The following is a 16,965-nucleotide window of genomic DNA, read 5'->3' as shown; positions in this document are numbered from 1 at the left end:
AAGGCAATAAAAAACCCCGCTTGCTTTCGCAGGCGGGGTTTTTCGCTACAGGGGTAAGGCTGGCTTACATCATGCCGCCCATGCCACCCATGCCGCCCATGTCTGGCATGCCGCCGCCAGCTGGAGCGTCTTCCTTGATTTCAGCGATCATCGCCTCGGTGGTGATCATCAGGCTGGCAATCGACGAAGCCGCTTGCAGAGCCGAACGAGTCACTTTGGCCGGGTCCAGGATACCCATTTCGATCATGTCGCCGTATTCGCCGGTAGCAGCGTTGTAACCGTAGTTACCCGAACCCTGCTTGACCTTGTCGACCACAACGCTTGGCTCGTCGCCGGAGTTGGCAACGATCTGGCGCAGCGGTGCTTCTACAGCGCGACGCAGCAACTGGATGCCCACGTTCTGGTCATCGTTGTCGCCTTTGAGTTCGCTGATGGCTTGCAGGGCACGAACCAGTGCCACGCCACCGCCAGGTACCACGCCTTCTTCGACGGCTGCGCGGGTAGCGTGCAGGGCGTCTTCAACGCGGGCTTTCTTCTCTTTCATTTCAACTTCGGAACCTGCACCGACCTTGATCACTGCAACGCCGCCGGACAGCTTGGCCAGGCGCTCTTGCAGTTTTTCACGGTCGTAGTCGGACGAAGTCTCGGCCACTTGTGCGCGGATCTGGGTCACGCGAGCCTGGATGTCAGCCTCGACGCCGGCACCATCGATCACGGTGGTGTTTTCCTTGGACAGGATCACGCGCTTGGCGTTACCCAGGTGCTCCAGGGTGGTGCTTTCCAGGCTCAGGCCGATCTCTTCGGAGATAACGGTACCGCCGGTCAGTACGGCGATGTCCTGCAGCATGGCCTTGCGACGGTCGCCGAAGCCTGGAGCCTTGACGGCTGCGACTTTAACGATGCCACGCATGTTGTTCACAACCAGAGTCGCCAGGGCTTCGCCTTCAACGTCTTCAGCCACGATCAGCAGTGGGCGGCCGGCTTTGGCAACGGCTTCCAGCACAGGCAGCATTTCGCGGATGTTGGAGATCTTCTTGTCCACCAGCAGGATCAGCGGGCCGTCGAGCTCGGCGGTCATGGTGTCCGGCTTGTTGACGAAGTACGGGGACAGGTAGCCACGGTCGAACTGCATGCCTTCAACAACCGACAGTTCGTTTTCCAGGCCCGAGCCTTCTTCAACGGTGATCACGCCTTCTTTACCGACTTTTTCCATGGCTTCGGCAATGATGTCGCCGATGGAGTTGTCGGAGTTGGCGGAGATGGTGCCGACCTGAGCGATCGCCTTGGTGTCAGCGCATGGCTTGGACAGGGCTTTGAGCTCTTTGACAATGGCGATGGTCGCCTTGTCGATGCCGCGCTTGAGGTCCATCGGGTTCATGCCGGCAGCGACGGCTTTCAGGCCTTCGTTGACGATCGACTGAGCCAGTACGGTCGCGGTGGTGGTGCCGTCACCGGCGTCATCGTTGGCACGGGAGGCAACGTCTTTGACCAGCTGCGCGCCCATGTTTTCGAAGCGATCTTTCAGCTCGATTTCCTTGGCTACGGAAACGCCGTCCTTGGTGATGGTCGGAGCGCCGAAGCTCTTCTCGATGATCACGTTACGGCCTTTCGGGCCCAGGGTCGCTTTTACTGCGTCAGCCAGGACGTTGACACCGGCGAGCATTTTCTTGCGGGCGGAATCGCCGAATTTAACTTCTTTAGCAGCCATGATCGATATTCCTTAAATACTTTGTAGTCGCGGGAAAATGAGCGGGAAATCAGCCTTCGACAACAGCGAGAATTTCGCTCTCGCCGATAACCAGCAGGTCTTCGCCATCAACTTTCACAGTGTTGCTACCGGAGTAAGGGCCGAACACAACCTTGTCACCCACTTTCACGGACAGCGCACGTACTTCACCGTTTTCCAGGGCCTTGCCTGGGCCTACAGCGAGGACTTCACCCTGGTTTGGCTTTTCAGCAGCCGAACCTGGCAGGACGATACCGCCAGCGGTTTTCTTTTCTTCTTCGCTGCGACGGACGACGACGCGGTCATGCAGAGGACGAAGCTTCATTGTCGATCTCTCCTAATTGTGGTTTTCATCGGCCGGTGTAGTCCCGGCGGGTTTAACGAATCCGGCTGTGCCGGGTGCGGTTCGTCAAGCGAACCGCGGAAGTCTGTCCGGTGTTGCCACCGGAAACCTTGCGGTGACCCATACATAAGGGCGCACAAGGCGATTACAAGGGCAGGGTATGAAATTTTTTACTTCTCGGAGCCGAAAACGAACACGGCACCCGAAGGTGCCGTGTCACGGTTTTTTACTTGGAGTCGCGATGTTCGAATTCGCCCTCGATCACGTTGGGCTCACGGCCCAGGGGTTCTCGCGGAGCCGGCCCGCCACGGGGCTGCAGGTCATCGGCGAAGGCCCGCTGGCGCATCGCCTGCTCTTCGGCGCGCTGGCGCATTTTATTGGCCAGCAGCCGACGGGTGAACGGCAACAGCATGACCAGGCCCAGCACGTCGCTGATAAAGCCTGGCAGGATCAACAGGCCGCCACCCAATGCCAGCATCAGGCCTTCGAGCATGGTCTGGGCAGGCAGCTCGCCACGGTTCAGGCTTTCCCGGGCACGCAATGCCGTGGCGAGGCCGGCGATGCGCAGCACGAACACGCCGAGCATCGAGCCGAGAATGACCAGCAACAGCGCCGGGAAAAACCCGATCGCACCGCTGACCTTGACGAATACGAACAGCTCCAACACCGGAAACAGCAGAAAGAGCAACAAAAAAGGGCGCATCAAATGGTTCCTCAACGCAAGAATGCCTTGCTATGAAACCCTAAATGACGTCGCCCTTTCGTGAATTCAAGCGTCGGCCTCGGCATTTTTTGGCCATTGCTCGGCGTGAGCCAAGTAAACCAAGGCTTCGCGCACTTGTGTCGGGGTGTTGCAAGGTGCCGCAAACGCCAGCCAGTGCAGGCCCTGGCCAATGCGCAGGTGCATGCCCTCGCTGTCGATGCCCACCAGTTGCGCCGGCTCGCTTTTCGGCAGGCCGGCCAGCTCCACGTAATGGGCGATGGCTTTGGCGTGATCGGCGTTCATGTGCTCGATCATGCTGGCTTCGGCTTTGCCGGCGAAGGGGTTGGCCAGGGTAAGTCGGTCGATCCAGTGAATGGCGCCAAAGCCGCCGATGTAGCGATGGCGCACCGGCTCGAGCACCCAGAAATCGAAATCATGGGCCTTGTGGTAGTTCTGCGAGTCAGGGAAATAGCGGTAATAACGCTCGGCGGCCGCTTCGATGGCGGCGCTGTCTTCGAGCTTCCGGGCTTCGGCCAGGTAGGTCAGGCGCCCTACGGCCTGCACATCCTCGGCACCGCGCTCGCCCACCAGCATCGAACACTTGGGGTCTTTTTGCAGATTGTGAGTGTGCTGGGCAATGCGGCTGATCAGGATCAGCGGCCAGCCTTGTGCGTCCAGGCAATACGGGACAACGGAGCCGAACGGAAAGCCGGGCATGGATTTGGAATGAGTGGAGAGCATTCCACGGTATTCCTTGAGCAGCAGTTCCCGGGCATGTCTGGCAGCTTCAACGCTCAATTTATGACTCCTTCTATAAAATCCGTCTAGAAAACGGTCAGGCGACTGGAGTAATGTTCCGATACACCTAGGGGACAGTTCGCGTGTGCAGTCGGGCTGCACCGTCACAAATTCGAGAAACCTCCCAACAGGTTCCCCTCCACCGCTGCGCCATCTGGAACATGAGAATGCAACTCACTGACAAAGTAATCATTATCACCGGCGGTTGCCAGGGCCTGGGCCGCTCCATGGCCGAGTATTTCGCCGGCAAAGGCGCAAAGCTGGCGCTGGTGGACCTCAACCAGGAAAAACTCGACCAGGCGGTGGCCGCCTGCGCAGCCAAAGGCGTCGAGGCGCGCGCCTACCTGTGCAATGTCGCCAATGAAGATCAGGTGATCGATATGGTTGCCCGGGTGGCCGAGGACTTCGGCGCGATCCACGGCCTGATCAACAACGCTGGGATCCTGCGCGATGGCCTGCTGCTCAAGGTCAAGGACGGCGAAATGACCAAGATGAGCCTGGCCCAGTGGCAGGCCGTGATCGACGTCAACCTCACCGGCGTGTTCCTGTGCACCCGTGAAGTGGCGGCGAAAATGGTCGAGCTGAAGAACAGCGGCGCCATCATCAATATCTCGTCGATTTCCCGCGCCGGCAATATCGGCCAGACCAACTATTCGGCCGCCAAGGCCGGTGTGGCCGCCGCCACCGTGACCTGGGCGAAGGAACTGGCGCGCTACGGCATCCGTGTCGCCGGCATCGCACCGGGCTTCATCGAAACCGAGATGACCCTGGGCATGAAACCCGAAGCCCTGGAGAAAATGACCTCGGGGATTCCGCTCAAGCGCATGGGCAAGCCCGAGGAGATCGCCCATTCGGCGGCGTATATCTTCGAAAATGACTACTACACCGGGCGGATCTTGGAGATGGATGGCGGGTTGCGGATCTAAGGTCACCGCAAACCAAATGTGGGAGCGAGCTTGCTCGCGATGGCGTCAGTTCAGTCAGCCTTGATGCGACTGATACGCCGCTATCGCGAGCAAGCTCGCTCCCACAGTGGATCGCGTTTCAACCGATCAATCGTCGCTGACGGTGATGTTCGGCATCGCCGGTGAAGCGGCCTCCTGCAACACGATCCGCGCGCCCACGTGGCGGGCCAGTTCCTGATAGACCATGGCGATCTGGCTGTCCGGTTCGGCGATGACCGTCGGCTTGCCGCCGTCGGCCTGTTCGCGGATCACCATCGACAGCGGCAGCGAAGCCAGCAATTCGACGCCGTACTGGGTCGCCAGTTTTTCCCCGCCACCTTCGCCGAACAGGTGTTCGGCATGTCCGCAATTGGAACAGATGTGCACGGCCATGTTCTCTACCACGCCCAGCACAGGGATGTTCACCTTGCGGAACATCTCCACGCCCTTGCGCGCGTCCAGCAGGGCCAGGTCCTGGGGGGTGGTGACGATCACCGCACCGGCCACCGGGACTTTCTGCGCCAGGGTCAACTGGATATCGCCGGTGCCCGGCGGCATGTCGATCACCAGGTAATCCAGGTCGCCCCACGCGGTTTGCGTGACCAGTTGCAGCAAGGCCCCGGAAACCATCGGTCCGCGCCAGACCATCGGCGTGTTGTCGTCGGTCAGGAAGGCCATGGACATGACTTCCACCCCATGGGATTGCAGCGGCACGAACCACTTCTGGTCCTTGATCTGGGGCCGGGTGCCCTCGGCGATCCCGAACATGATGCCCTGGCTCGGGCCGTAGATGTCCGCGTCGAGAATCCCGACCTTCGCCCCTTCACGGGCCAGGGCCAGGGCCAGGTTGGCGGCGGTGGTGGACTTGCCCACGCCGCCCTTGCCCGAGGCCACGGCGATCACGTTCTTGACGTTGGCCAGCCCCGGCACCTGCGCCTGGGCCTTATGGGCAGCGATCACGCTGGTGATCTTGACTGTCGCGGCGGTCACGCCGTCCAGGCCTTCGATCGCCATTTGCAGCATCTGCGCCCAGCCGCTCTTGAACAGGTCGGCGGCGTAGCCGATTTCCAGCTGGACACTGACGCGATCGCCCTGGATGTCGATGGCGCGCACGCATCCGGCGCTGACCGGGTCCTGGTTCAGATAGGGGTCGGTGTACTGGCGAAGGACGGTTTCCACCGCTGCGCGGTTGACGGCGCTCATGGGCAACTCCGATAGCAAGACTTGAAAAACAGGCCGCTATCCTACGCCGAGCCTGCTTGTGTGGCGAGGGAGCTTGCTCCCGCTGTGTGGGGCAGGCGATGCGGTCTTTCAGAAATCGAGGTGCCTGTTTCGCGAGCAAGCTTTGCTCCCACAATCCCCTCGCCACAGATTGTGCCTGGCCCAGGCCTTTCGCCGTTCCCAACCGATGCATGCGGAAACAGGCCAGTGGGGTGAAATATATTTCCCGGCGCTTTATAGTGGCCGACCTCCGTTTCATCAAGTAGCCGAGCCCCATGTCCGAGCCACGCAAGATTCTCGTCACCAGCGCCCTGCCCTATGCCAATGGTTCGATTCACCTCGGCCATATGCTGGAATATATCCAGACCGATATGTGGACGCGCTTCCAGAAACATCGCGGCAACCAGTGCATCTATGTCTGCGCCGACGACGCCCACGGTTCGGCCATCATGCTGCGCGCGGAAAAGGAAGGCATCACCCCGGAACAACTGATCGCCAACGTCCAGGCCGAACACAGCGCCGACTTTGCCGAGTTCCTGGTGGACTTCGACAACTTCCACTCCACTCACGCCGAAGAAAACCGTGAGCTGTCGAGCCAGATCTACCTGAAGCTGCGTGACGCCGGGCACATCGCCACCCGTTCGGTCACCCAGTATTTCGACCCGGAAAAGAACATGTTCCTGGCCGACCGCTTCATCAAGGGCACTTGCCCGAAATGCGGCACCGAAGACCAGTACGGCGACAACTGCGAAAAATGCGGCGCCACCTACGCACCGACCGACCTGAAAGACCCGAAATCGGCGATTTCCGGCGCCACCCCGGTGCTCAGGGACTCCCAGCACTTCTTCTTCAAGCTGCCGGACTTCCAGGAGATGCTGCAAACCTGGACCCGCAGCGGCACGTTGCACGACGCGGTGGCCAACAAGCTCGCCGAATGGCTCGACTCCGGCCTGCAAGAGTGGGACATTTCCCGCGATGCGCCGTACTTCGGCTTCGAAATCCCCGGCGAGCCCGGCAAGTATTTCTACGTGTGGCTGGATGCGCCCATCGGCTACATGGCGAGCTTCAAGAACCTTTGCGACCGCACGCCTGGGCTGGACTTCGACGCGTTCTGGGGCCAGGACTCCACGGCCGAGGTGTATCACTTCATCGGCAAGGACATCGTCAACTTCCACGCGCTGTTCTGGCCCGCCATGCTCGAAGGCGCCGGTTTCCGCAAGCCGACCGGCATCAACGTCCACGGCTACCTGACCGTCAATGGCCAGAAGATGTCCAAGTCCCGCGGCACCTTCATCAAGGCCCGGACCTACCTGGACCACCTGTCGCCGGAATACCTGCGCTACTACTACGCGGCCAAGCTCGGCCGCGGCGTCGACGACCTGGACCTGAACCTCGAAGACTTCGTGCAGAAGGTCAACTCCGACCTGGTGGGCAAGGTCGTCAACATCGCCAGCCGTTGCGCAGGGTTCATCCACAAGGGTAACGCCGGGGTCCTGGTCGCCGGTAACGCCGCGCCGGAACTGACCGACGCTTTCCTGGCGGCGGCACCCAGTATCGCCGACGCCTACGAGAGCCGCGACTTTGCCCGCGCCATGCGCGAAATCATGGCCCTGGCCGACCGCGCCAATGCCTGGATCGCCGACAAGGCCCCGTGGTCGCTGGCCAAGCAGGAAGGCAAGCAGGACGAAGTCCAGGCCATCTGCGCCTTGGGCATCAACCTGTTCCGCCAGTTGGTGATCTTCCTCAAGCCGGTGCTGCCGTTGCTGGCCGCTGATGCCGAAGCGTTCCTGAACGTCGCGCCGCTGACCTGGAACGACCACCAGACACTGCTGAGCAACCATCAACTGAACGCATTCAAGCCGTTGATGACCCGTATCGATGCCACCAAGGTCCAAGCCATGATCGACGCCTCCAAGGAAGACCTGGCCGCCAGCCAGACCGACACCGGCGGCCCGACCGGCAACGGTGAGTTGACCAAGGATCCGTTGTCGCCGGAAATCGACTTCGACGCTTTCGCCGCCGTTGACCTGCGCGTGGCGCTGATCGTCAAGGCCGAGGCCGTCGAAGGGGCCGACAAGCTGCTGCGCCTGACCCTGGACATCGGCGATGAGCAACGTAACGTGTTCTCCGGCATCAAGAGTGCCTACCCGGACCCGGCCAAGCTCGAAGGTCGGTTGACGATGATGATCGCCAACCTCAAGCCGCGCAAAATGCGCTTCGGCATCTCCGAAGGCATGGTGATGGCGGCAGGCCCCGGTGGCGAGGAAATCTACCTGTTGAGCCCTGACAGCGGCGCCAAGCCGGGCCAGCGGATCAAGTAACGCGACCGCGTGCTGCACCGATCCCACAGTCGCCTTGCAGGTGGCTGTGGGATTTTCATATCTGGCCCGCACTCCCGGCGTGCCGGATAATGCCTAATCTTGTAACAGGCCCTTTGTTCGCCCACACGCCCATGACCGAAATCGTCCTCACGCTGTTCAGCGCTGCCCTGATCAACAACCTGGTGTTGCATTGGCCGCTGGGCGTCGATCCGCTGCTGGCGGCCAACGGCAGAAGACAGGTGCACGCCCTGGGCCTGGCAACGGCGTGCCTGATGCTGATCGTCGGCACCCTGGGTTATCTGGTCGATCATGGGGTGCTCGTGCCAACCAATCTGACATTCCTGCGCCTGTTGGTCTGGCTGTCCTTGAGCATCTTGCTGATCGGGCCGTTGCTGCGCCTGCTGACACGCTGGCTGCCCGCAATGCCGTTCGATGGGTTGTGGTCGCTGCTGCTCGGCAATGCCGGCATCCTGGGCGTCACGCTGCTCAACGGCCAGGAAGACCGAGGCCTGGGCCACGCCGTGGCGCTGAGCCTGGGTGCCGGGCTGGGCTTCTGGCTGGTGCTGGGCCTGTTCGACGATCTGCGCCAGCGCACCTTCAATCACGCTATTCCCTTGCCCTTTCGGGGCCTGCCGATTCAGTTGATCAGCGCCGGACTGATGGCGGTGGCCTTTCTCGGATTGCGCGGGCTGGTCAAAACATGAGCCTGATTCAACGTATCGACGCCCTGTTGCCGCAGACCCAATGCGGCAAATGCGGCCACCCCGGGTGCAAGCCCTACGCCGAAGGCATCGCCCAGGGCGAGCCGATCAACAAATGCCCGCCCGGCGGACGCGAAACCATCGCGGCCCTGGCCGAGCTGATGAAAATACCAGTGCTGGAACTGGACACCAGCCGCGGCGTGGCTCCGGCGCAAATCGCCTTTATCCGCGAAGCCGAATGCATCGGCTGCACCAAGTGCATCCAGGCCTGTCCGGTGGACGCGATTGTCGGCGCGGCCAAGCTGATGCACACCGTCCTCATCGACGAATGCACCGGCTGCGACCTGTGCGTGGCGCCCTGCCCGGTCGACTGTATCGAAATGCGGCCCCTGCCGACGGCAAGCGTGTTGCCGATTGTCGGCGGCCTGGCCTTCAACGCCGCCGAGCAACAGGCGCGAACGGCCAAGCGCAACCACGCCCGGCGCCGCTTCGAACAACGCAATGCGCGCCTGCGCCGCGAAGAAGAACAGCGCCAGGCGGAGCGCTTGGCCCGTACCCAGCGCGCGGCCCTGGCCAAGGAACAGGAACAGCCGCTCGATCCCGTAAAAGCCGCACTGGAACGCGTGCGCGCGCAAAAAGCCGCCACCGCCGATGCCGCCTTGAAAAAAGCCAAGGTTGACCTGGCCATGAGCCGGGCGCAGTTGAACAAATCCTTGAAAGCGTTCGGCCATCCGCCAACCTTCGAACAGCAGTCGCAGCTGATCCTGCTGCAACGCCAGTTCGAAGCGGCCGAGCAGGCCCTGAGCCAACTGGAAAACGCCGCACCCGCGATCACGCCAGCCCCGGCTCCGGCACAAAGCGCCGAACTGAAGCGGGCCAAGATCCAACTGGCGATGCGCCGCGCCGAACTCAGCAAAGCCCGTACGGCAGCGGCATCGGATGAACAACTGCAGGTGTTGGAGCAAGCGGTGAAGGATGCCGAACGCCAGGTGGACGTCCATGCAGCTTCCTGAGCCCGTGGACGAGCGGTTGCGGCCAGCGATGACGCGGGTGTTGCTGGCGACACTGCCCGGCGTGCTGGCGTTGCTGTGGTTCCAGGGCTGGGGCGTGGCGCTCAACCTGCTGTTGTCCGGCCTCACCGCGCTGGCGGTCGAAGCGTTGGTGCTGCGTTTGCGCCGCCGGCCGCTCAAACCCGAACTGAACGATGGCAGCGCGCTGGTCAGTGCCACGCTGCTGGCTCTGGCCTTGCCGGCGTATTGCCCCTGGTGGCTGACCGTCACCGCGGCCGCCTGCGCCTTGCTGTTCGGCAAGCATCTGTGGGGCGGCGTCGGCAGCAACCCGTTCAACCCGGCGATGCTCGGGTATGCCCTGGTGCTGGTGGCGTTTCCCGCCCATATGAGTCCCGCGCCCCACGGCTTGGGCCTGCTTGAAGGCTTGCAACAGGTGTTCGGCACTCATCCGACGCCCGACGCCTGGGCCGGGGCCACCGCGCTGGACAGCCTGCGAACCAACACGAGCCTGACCATCGATGAACTGTTCGCCAGCGATCCGGCGTTCGGGCGTTTCGGTGGCCGCGGTGCCGAATGGGTCAATCTGGCCTTTCTGGCAGGCGGTCTGTTTCTGTTGCAGCAACGGGTGTTCAGCTGGCATGCGCCGGTGGGCCTGCTGGCGAGCCTGTTTATCGTCAGCCTGCTGTGCTGGAACGGGTCGGGGTCCGATTCCCATGGCTCACCGCTGTTTCATCTGTTCAGCGGCGCGACCATGCTCGGCGCGTTTTTTATCGCGACCGAACCGGTCTCGGGCGCCAAGGCCCCTCTCGCCCGCCTGCTGTTTGGCGCGGGCATGGGGCTGCTGGTCTACCTGATCCGCACCTGGGGCGGCTACCCGGATGGCGTGGCGTTCGCGGTGTTGCTGATGAACCTCGGCGTGCCGGCACTGGACCGGTTTGCCGAGGCGCGACAACGGCGGCCACTGACATGAAGAATCCCCGCGGCGTGGCAATCCTGATCCTGTTGATCGGCCTCGGTTGCAGTGCCACTTACCTCACACACCTCGGCACCGCCGGGCGCATCGAGACCCAGCGGCAAGCGCTGGCGAACAGGACCTTGCTTGAGGTGCTGCCCACTGACCGCTACGACAATCAGCCATTGGCGCACCCCGTTCTCACCGCCTCGGTGACCTTGACCCATAGCACGCTGCTGGGCGGTTATCTGGCGACCCGCAATGGCCAGCCCAGCGCCGTGCTGCTGCGTAGCCAGGCGCCGGGCTATGAGGGCAGCATCGAATTGCTGGTCGCCATCGATCCACAGGGCCGGCTGCTGGGCGTCAAGACGCTGCGCCAAGCCGAAACACCCGGGTTGGGCGCGGCGATTGCCGGCTGGCCGAACACCTGGATGCAGGTCTTCACCGGCAAATCACGCCAGGCGCCTGACGACAGCGGCTGGGCCCTGAAGAAGGACCAGGGACAGTTCGATCAACTGGCCGGCGCAACGGTGACATCCCGGGCGGTGCTCCAAGCGGTTCACGACACGTTGCGTTACTTCGACGAGCACAAGGCTCAGTTGGGAGTGCCTGCCAATGAATAAGCCATGGGGCCTGACACACGGCCTGCTGCTCGTCCCGCTGGTTGGCGCCAGCGATTCGCTGATGGGCGCACTGGTGCTATGGCTGGCCTGGGCCTTGATGTTCTTCTGCCAGGGCTTGGCGATGGGGTTTGTCCGACAACGCCTGACAACCGCGCAACAACTGCTCGCCGCCATCGTGCTGGCCGCTACCCTGACCACCTGCATAGGTTTTGTCGTCCAGGCCTGGGCATTGGAATTGTATCGACCGCTGGGGCTTTACCTGGGCTGGATCGCCTTGAGCTGCGTGGCGCTGGAGCATGCGGGTTTCTTCGTTGAGTCTCGCTTGGCTGGACGCCTCAGGCTGGCTGGGGTGTTCGGTCTCTTGATGGTCAGCCTGGGCACCCTGCGTGAACTGATCGGCAGCGGCCTCCCCCTGGCCTTGCTCGCCCCGGGCGGGTTCATTCTGCTCGGGCTGCTGCTGGCGGCCCGACAGGCCTGGACAGCAGCCAAATCCCCTTCAACCACCGAGGAAACGCCGCGCCCATGAACGCCGCAAAACGCCTGGAAATATTCCGTCGCTTTCACGAGGACAACCCGGAACCGAAAACCGAACTGGCCTATTCCTCGCCGTTCGAATTGCTGATCGCGGTCATCCTGTCGGCCCAGTCCACCGACGTCGGCGTCAACAAGGCCACGGCTAAATTGTTCCCGGTCGCCAACACCCCGGAGGCGATCTACGCCCTGGGCGTCGAAGGGTTGTCCGAGTACATCAAGACCATCGGCCTGTTCAACAGCAAGGCCAAAAACGTGATCGAAACCTGCCGCCTGCTGATCGAACGCCACGGCAGTGAAATCCCGCAGACCCGTGAAGCGCTGGAAGCCCTTCCAGGCGTCGGCCGCAAAACCGCCAACGTCGTGCTCAATACCGCGTTTCGGCAGTTGACCATGGCGGTCGACACCCACATTTTCCGCGTCAGCAACCGTACCGGGCTGGCCCCCGGCAAAAACGTGGTGGAGGTGGAGAAGAAGCTGATGAAGTTTGTCCCCAAGGAATACCTGCTGGACTCCCATCACTGGCTCATCCTCCATGGACGCTACGTCTGCCTGGCGCGCAAGCCCCGCTGCGGCAGCTGCCGAATCGAAGATTTATGCGAATACAAGCACAAGACCTCGGACGATTGAGGCGCTATTGCTTTTATCGATCTATCGATTGAAAAAATCTTTTTTACCCGCCCGTGGTTTATCGATATAAGGAGCGCCAATGGCAGTCTTAGCCTGGAGTCGAACCCATGAGTGCTGGCAAAGAACAACTGGATGTAGAAGACGAATTCATCGCCGCTGAGGCCGACGACGGTGAACCTGCGGTCGTGCCGGAAGTAGCGAAAACCAACCTGAGCAAGCGCCGCACCATCGATAACCTGCTGGAAGAGCGTCGTTTACAGAAGCAACTGGCCGATTACGACTTTGACCTCTGACACGTAAAAGCCTCCCTGATGGAGGCTTTTTACTGAGTACGCGTGACAGCAGCCTCACACCAACCCATTACGCTGCGCCAGCTCGATCAGGTCGACCAGCGAACGGGCATTGAGCTTCAATAACAGACGGGTCTTGTAAGTACTGACGGTCTTGTTGCTCAAGAACATTCCATCGGCGATTTCCTTGTTGGTCTTGCCGCGCGCCAGTTGCTGCAAGACCATCATCTCCCGCCCCGACAACCGATCGACCATATCGGACTCACTGGCATTACCCAGGCTCGATCGCACCGTATGCAATGCCTGGTTGGGAAAGTAACTGTAGCCGGACAGTACTGCCTTGATTGCACTTAATAATTCAGTAAGGTCCTGTTGCTTGCAGACATACCCGGCCGCCCCTGTCTGCATGCAACGCATTGAAAAATGCCCAGGCGCCTGGGAAGTCAGTACCAATACCTTCATTGACGAAGGTATGGCCGTCAAACGGGCAATGACCTCCAACCCGTCCAGTTTCGGAATACCGATATCGAGAATGACGATATCGGGCATAAGTTCACGAGCAAGTTGTAACGCATCGACGCCGTTGTCGGTTTCGGCAACGACCTCATAACCATGACGCTCCATCAGCAAACGTACAGCAAGACGAATGACGGGATGATCATCCACGATCAGCACTTTATTCATGGGCAAATCCAACTTCGCTGTTCGAATTTTTAGAGCACGCACAATAGCCTAGTCATTTCTACCTTGGCATGCCGCCCCCCCCTGACCGCTCGCACCGAGAGACAGATCCTACAAGCTATACAGAAAACTCCTACAAATCCCGCCGGGAAAAATGTGTCCTCAATTTTTTACAGAGAAGGACCGAGCGCCCTTGAGCATCCGTTACCCCTATGAATAATGCGCTCTTTCGCCGCCCTACCTGCTTGCGGACCGGTCATTGGAAAGCACTTTCCTCATAAAGAGTAACTGAATTATTTACTGTTAAAACTGGCACCCCTCACTTCAGCAGCGGAAATTCCTATATAAGAGACGTTCAGGCACCCGATATAAAACATCGACAGCCCTGATTGTTTTAGCGACACCTTATTAGCCACCGATATTATTTTTCCAAACCACTCACGAGCATGAATATTCCATGAGCATTAACCATGAACAAACCTTTGAAGACCATCACCAACCCCATGACCCTTATCGCCATATTCGCAACTTTATCCGAAACGTCCGCAGCTGTTTCCCTGCCTTTTCTGGATGACCAGGACCGTGAGTATTACCTCTGGTTCCTGATCAGCTTCCCCTTCTATTTATTGCTGCTTTTTTTCATCACCCTCAACTTCAATTATCGTTCCTTGTATTCACCTTCGGATTTCCGCAAGAGCAAACACTTCATAAAGACCATGGATGACGCGACCTGTCGGCGCAAACGAATGCTGCGCCGAACAGGCAATGACCAACCGCGGCGACTGAAAGGCCTTCATCGCACCAGGCATGAACCGCCGGACACCCTTTGCATCCTATGCCGCCAATCCCAGCGCCTGATCGAGACCTGCCGACCGGAACATTTGAAGCACGCCGGCATCGTTGTGTACGTCATTTACCACCACGCAGACCTTGCAGCCCACGGGCAGGATGAATGAGCCATCAGGAGACAGTGCTGCAGACAATAGGCTGCGCGCAAAACAGAGGGCAAAAAAAACGGCCTGCTCAAGGCAGGCCGTTTTTTATATCGCCAGGGTCAGAACAGCTTGCGACCCTTGTTCGCCGCGATGCGCATGCGCAGGGCGTTGAGCTTGATGAAGCCGGCCGCGTCGGCCTGGTTGTAGGCACCGCCGTCTTCTTCGAAGGTCGCGATGTTGGCGTCGAACAGCGACTCGTCGGACTTACGCCCGGTGACGATCACGTTACCCTTGTACAGTTTCAGGCGTACCACGCCATTCACGTGAGCCTGGGAGGCGTCGATCATCTGCTGCAGCATCAGACGCTCAGGGCTCCACCAGTAGCCGGTGTAGATCAGGCTGGCGTACTTGGGCATCAGCTCGTCCTTGAGGTGAGCCACTTCGCGGTCCAGGGTGATCGATTCGATCGCCCGGTGAGCGCGCAGCATGATGGTGCCGCCCGGGGTTTCGTAGCAGCCGCGGGACTTCATGCCGACATAGCGGTTCTCGACGATGTCCAGACGACCGATGCCGTGTTCGCCGCCGATGCGGTTCAGGGTCGCCAGCACGGTGGCCGGGCTCATTTCCACGCCGTCCAGGGCGACGATATCGCCATTGCGATAGGTCAGCTCCAGGTATTGCGGGGTATCCGGGGCCTTCTCGGGGGAGACGGTCCAGCGCCACATGTCTTCTTCGTGCTCGGTCCAGGTGTCTTCCAGCACGCCGCCTTCATAGGAGATGTGCAGCAGGTTGGCGTCCATCGAGTACGGGGATTTCTTCTTGCCGTGACGCTCGATTGGAATCGCGTGCTTCTCGGCGTAGTCCATCAGTTTTTCACGGGACAGCAAGTCCCATTCACGCCACGGGGCGATGACTTTCACGCCCGGCTTGAGGGCATAGGCGCCCAGCTCGAAACGCACCTGGTCGTTGCCTTTGCCGGTAGCGCCGTGGGAAATGGCATCGGCGCCGGTTTCGTTGGCGATTTCGATCAGGCGCTTGGCAATCAACGGACGGGCGATGGACGTACCCAGCAGGTACTCGCCTTCGTAAACGGTGTTGGCGCGGAACATCGGGAACACGAAGTCGCGGACGAACTCTTCGCGCAGGTCATCGATGTAGATCTCTTTGACGCCCATGGCCTGGGCCTTGGCGCGTGCAGGCTCGACTTCCTCGCCCTGCCCCAGGTCAGCGGTGAAGGTCACCACTTCGCAGTTATAAGTGTCCTGCAGCCACTTGAGGATCACCGAAGTGTCCAGGCCGCCGGAATACGCCAGAACGACCTTGTTTACGTCCGCCATGCCATCACTCCACGGGTTGTACGGAAAGCCGTGAAGTCTAACGTCCAGCGCGGATAATTTACAGGGGCGCGACAGCTTATGACGACGAAGCGACAGATTATGTCGAGCGCGCGACGGTCAAAACCGAATCAGGAGGTCCGCGCGGTCGTCCCGACGGGCGTGGGTGCCGGTGTCTTGGCCGGTGCAGCGGTGGGCGCCGGCGCTTTGGCAGGGGGCGCAGCGGGTGCAGGCTGCGCGGCGGCGGGCTGGGGTGCCGGTGCTTCGCTAGCCGCCACGCGCTCGAGGCGCACGACCACCCGACGGTTCTTGGCCCGGTTGGCGGCGTTGGTGTTGGGCACCAGGGGATAACGTTCGCCGTGGAAGCGCAGGGTAATCTGCGACTCCTGGAAACCATTGGCCTTGAAGAAATCCTGGACCGCCAGGGCCCGGCGGCGCGACAGCTCGCGGTTGGTCAGGCGATTGCCGCTGTTGTCGGAGTGACCGTCAAGCTCGACATGATTGACGCTCGGATCGGCCTTGATGAAGTCGAGCATCACCTGCAACTGAGCCTTGGCATGGGCATCGAGTTCGACTTCTTCGCCGGGGAAGCCGATCTGGGTCTGCTTCACCTGCTCGAAATTCTTCGGCAACAACTTGGCCACACAGCTCTGATAATCGCCGAAGGCTTTGTTGAAACGCACCGGCAGCAACCGGACTTCCGACACTCGACCGTCCTCGGTGTTGCGCCGTACCACAGGGCTACGACCGTCCATCAGCCCACTGATCAAGCGTCCGGCCTGGACCTGGGAGCTGTTGAACAATACATCGCCACTGCCAATGCTGACCGAGCCCAGGTTGATATCGCCGCGCCCCGGTTGCCACGGTGCGGCGGCTGCCAGCAAGGTGGCCGAACCGCCGCCCAGCATCGGGTTATAGCTCTTGAGGCGGAACGTTGCCTGCTCGCCCGCCCGACGCACGAACTCGCCACTGCCGAAATCGGTGATCGGCTGGCTCAGCCGGCACTCGAACTTGTCGCCTTCGACCGTCCACTCAATGCTCTCCAGACGGGTCTGGAAAGTGAGCGCCATGGCGGGAAGGCTGGCAAACACACTGAGCAAGGCTAGATAACGCTGGCGCACGGGAGGCTCCACTGACTTTTATACAAAGATCGACGCATGCTTGAGGGCATGACGCCTGTCCGGGGCACTGCACGGATTCGTGGCACACCTGTAGGAGCTAT

At 60.8% G+C, this 16,965-nt stretch carries 18 protein-coding genes; 10 read left to right on the top strand and 8 right to left on the bottom strand.

Features of this window, described 5'->3' with window-relative positions; genetic code table 11:
* Nucleotides 1-64: 64 nt before the first annotated feature.
* The 4 genes from groL to J4E63_RS03935 all read right to left on the bottom strand — a co-directional run bounded on the left by groL (nucleotide 65) and on the right by J4E63_RS03935 (nucleotide 3,570).
* Complete coding sequence (groL, locus tag J4E63_RS03950; protein ID WP_053124505.1) at nucleotides 65-1,708, bottom strand: chaperonin GroEL; 1,644 nt, start codon at nucleotides 1,706-1,708, stop codon at nucleotides 65-67.
* A gap of 49 nt (nucleotides 1,709-1,757) precedes the next feature.
* A complete protein-coding gene (locus J4E63_RS03945) occupies nucleotides 1,758-2,051 on the bottom strand; it encodes a co-chaperone GroES (RefSeq protein WP_024619193.1) in 294 nt (97 codons plus the stop codon).
* A 244-nt stretch (nucleotides 2,052-2,295) separates the two neighbouring features.
* A complete protein-coding gene (locus tag J4E63_RS03940; protein ID WP_207281169.1) occupies nucleotides 2,296-2,772 on the bottom strand; it encodes an FxsA family protein in 477 nt (158 codons plus the stop codon).
* A 66-nt stretch (nucleotides 2,773-2,838) separates the two neighbouring features.
* On the bottom strand, nucleotides 2,839-3,570 hold the full coding sequence (locus tag J4E63_RS03935; protein WP_060740953.1) for a HugZ family protein: 732 nt from the start codon (nucleotides 3,568-3,570) through the stop codon (nucleotides 2,839-2,841).
* A gap of 167 nt (nucleotides 3,571-3,737) precedes the next feature.
* Between J4E63_RS03935 and J4E63_RS03930 the strand changes: the two genes are divergently transcribed.
* The gene (locus J4E63_RS03930; RefSeq protein WP_207281168.1) at nucleotides 3,738-4,496 is read left to right on the top strand and encodes an SDR family oxidoreductase; all 759 of its coding nucleotides are present in this window, start codon (nucleotides 3,738-3,740) and stop codon (nucleotides 4,494-4,496) included.
* A gap of 126 nt (nucleotides 4,497-4,622) precedes the next feature.
* Here the strand turns inward: J4E63_RS03930 and apbC are convergent, their stop codons facing one another.
* On the bottom strand, nucleotides 4,623-5,717 hold the full coding sequence (gene apbC, locus J4E63_RS03925) for an iron-sulfur cluster carrier protein ApbC (protein WP_207281167.1): 1,095 nt from the start codon (nucleotides 5,715-5,717) through the stop codon (nucleotides 4,623-4,625).
* A gap of 293 nt (nucleotides 5,718-6,010) precedes the next feature.
* Here apbC and metG point away from each other — a divergent pair, with 293 nt between their 5' ends.
* The 8 genes from metG to J4E63_RS03885 all read left to right on the top strand — a co-directional run bounded on the left by metG (nucleotide 6,011) and on the right by J4E63_RS03885 (nucleotide 12,796).
* Complete coding sequence (metG, locus tag J4E63_RS03920; protein WP_207281166.1) at nucleotides 6,011-8,056, top strand: methionine--tRNA ligase; 2,046 nt, start codon at nucleotides 6,011-6,013, stop codon at nucleotides 8,054-8,056.
* 131 nt (nucleotides 8,057-8,187) lie between these two features.
* Nucleotides 8,188-8,760 carry an Rnf-Nqr domain containing protein gene (locus J4E63_RS03915; RefSeq protein WP_207282446.1) on the top strand — a complete coding sequence of 191 codons (573 nt, stop codon included), beginning with the start codon at nucleotides 8,188-8,190 and terminating at the stop codon, nucleotides 8,758-8,760.
* Complete coding sequence (gene rsxB / locus J4E63_RS03910) at nucleotides 8,757-9,770, top strand: electron transport complex subunit RsxB (protein ID WP_207281165.1); 1,014 nt, start codon at nucleotides 8,757-8,759, stop codon at nucleotides 9,768-9,770. The genes J4E63_RS03915 and rsxB overlap by 4 nt, the downstream gene beginning before the upstream one ends.
* The gene (locus J4E63_RS03905) at nucleotides 9,757-10,737 is read left to right on the top strand and encodes an RnfABCDGE type electron transport complex subunit D (RefSeq protein ID WP_207281164.1); all 981 of its coding nucleotides are present in this window, start codon (nucleotides 9,757-9,759) and stop codon (nucleotides 10,735-10,737) included. Before rsxB ends, J4E63_RS03905 begins: the two co-directional genes overlap by 14 nt.
* Nucleotides 10,734-11,342, top strand: a complete 609-nt coding sequence (locus J4E63_RS03900) for an RnfABCDGE type electron transport complex subunit G (protein ID WP_207281163.1) — start codon at nucleotides 10,734-10,736, stop codon at nucleotides 11,340-11,342. Before J4E63_RS03905 ends, J4E63_RS03900 begins: the two co-directional genes overlap by 4 nt.
* The gene (locus tag J4E63_RS03895) at nucleotides 11,335-11,868 is read left to right on the top strand and encodes an Rnf-Nqr domain containing protein (protein ID WP_207281162.1); all 534 of its coding nucleotides are present in this window, start codon (nucleotides 11,335-11,337) and stop codon (nucleotides 11,866-11,868) included. Before J4E63_RS03900 ends, J4E63_RS03895 begins: the two co-directional genes overlap by 8 nt.
* Nucleotides 11,865-12,503, top strand: coding sequence for an endonuclease III (gene nth / locus J4E63_RS03890; RefSeq protein WP_053124528.1), 639 nt, complete (start codon nucleotides 11,865-11,867; stop codon nucleotides 12,501-12,503). Before J4E63_RS03895 ends, nth begins: the two co-directional genes overlap by 4 nt.
* 107 nt (nucleotides 12,504-12,610) lie before the next feature.
* Nucleotides 12,611-12,796 carry a PA3496 family putative envelope integrity protein gene (locus J4E63_RS03885; RefSeq protein ID WP_060740943.1) on the top strand — a complete coding sequence of 62 codons (186 nt, stop codon included), beginning with the start codon at nucleotides 12,611-12,613 and terminating at the stop codon, nucleotides 12,794-12,796.
* Nucleotides 12,797-12,850: 54 nt separating this feature from the next.
* Here J4E63_RS03885 and J4E63_RS03880 read toward each other — a convergent pair whose 3' ends face one another.
* Nucleotides 12,851-13,477, bottom strand: coding sequence for a response regulator transcription factor (locus J4E63_RS03880; RefSeq protein ID WP_053124532.1), 627 nt, complete (start codon nucleotides 13,475-13,477; stop codon nucleotides 12,851-12,853).
* A gap of 467 nt (nucleotides 13,478-13,944) precedes the next feature.
* Between J4E63_RS03880 and J4E63_RS30740 the strand changes: the two genes are divergently transcribed.
* Complete coding sequence (locus J4E63_RS30740; protein WP_259333570.1) at nucleotides 13,945-14,430, top strand: hypothetical protein; 486 nt, start codon at nucleotides 13,945-13,947, stop codon at nucleotides 14,428-14,430.
* 98 nt (nucleotides 14,431-14,528) lie between these two features.
* Here J4E63_RS30740 and J4E63_RS03870 read toward each other — a convergent pair whose 3' ends face one another.
* Together J4E63_RS03870 and J4E63_RS03865 are read right to left on the bottom strand one after the other, a co-directional pair.
* Nucleotides 14,529-15,746 (bottom strand): argininosuccinate synthase, encoded by a 1,218-nt coding sequence (locus J4E63_RS03870; protein WP_003204943.1) that lies wholly within the window; start codon nucleotides 15,744-15,746, stop codon nucleotides 14,529-14,531.
* A 128-nt stretch (nucleotides 15,747-15,874) separates the two neighbouring features.
* Nucleotides 15,875-16,864, bottom strand: a complete 990-nt coding sequence (locus tag J4E63_RS03865; RefSeq protein WP_060740941.1) for an OmpA family protein — start codon at nucleotides 16,862-16,864, stop codon at nucleotides 15,875-15,877.
* Nucleotides 16,865-16,965 lie beyond the last annotated feature (101 nt).

The sequence above is a fragment of the Pseudomonas sp. FW300-N2F2 genome, from assembly GCF_017351655.1.
Lineage (GTDB): Bacteria > Pseudomonadota > Gammaproteobacteria > Pseudomonadales > Pseudomonadaceae > Aquipseudomonas > Aquipseudomonas fluorescens_AA.
This window is presented reverse-complemented; position numbering and strand designations above follow the sequence as displayed.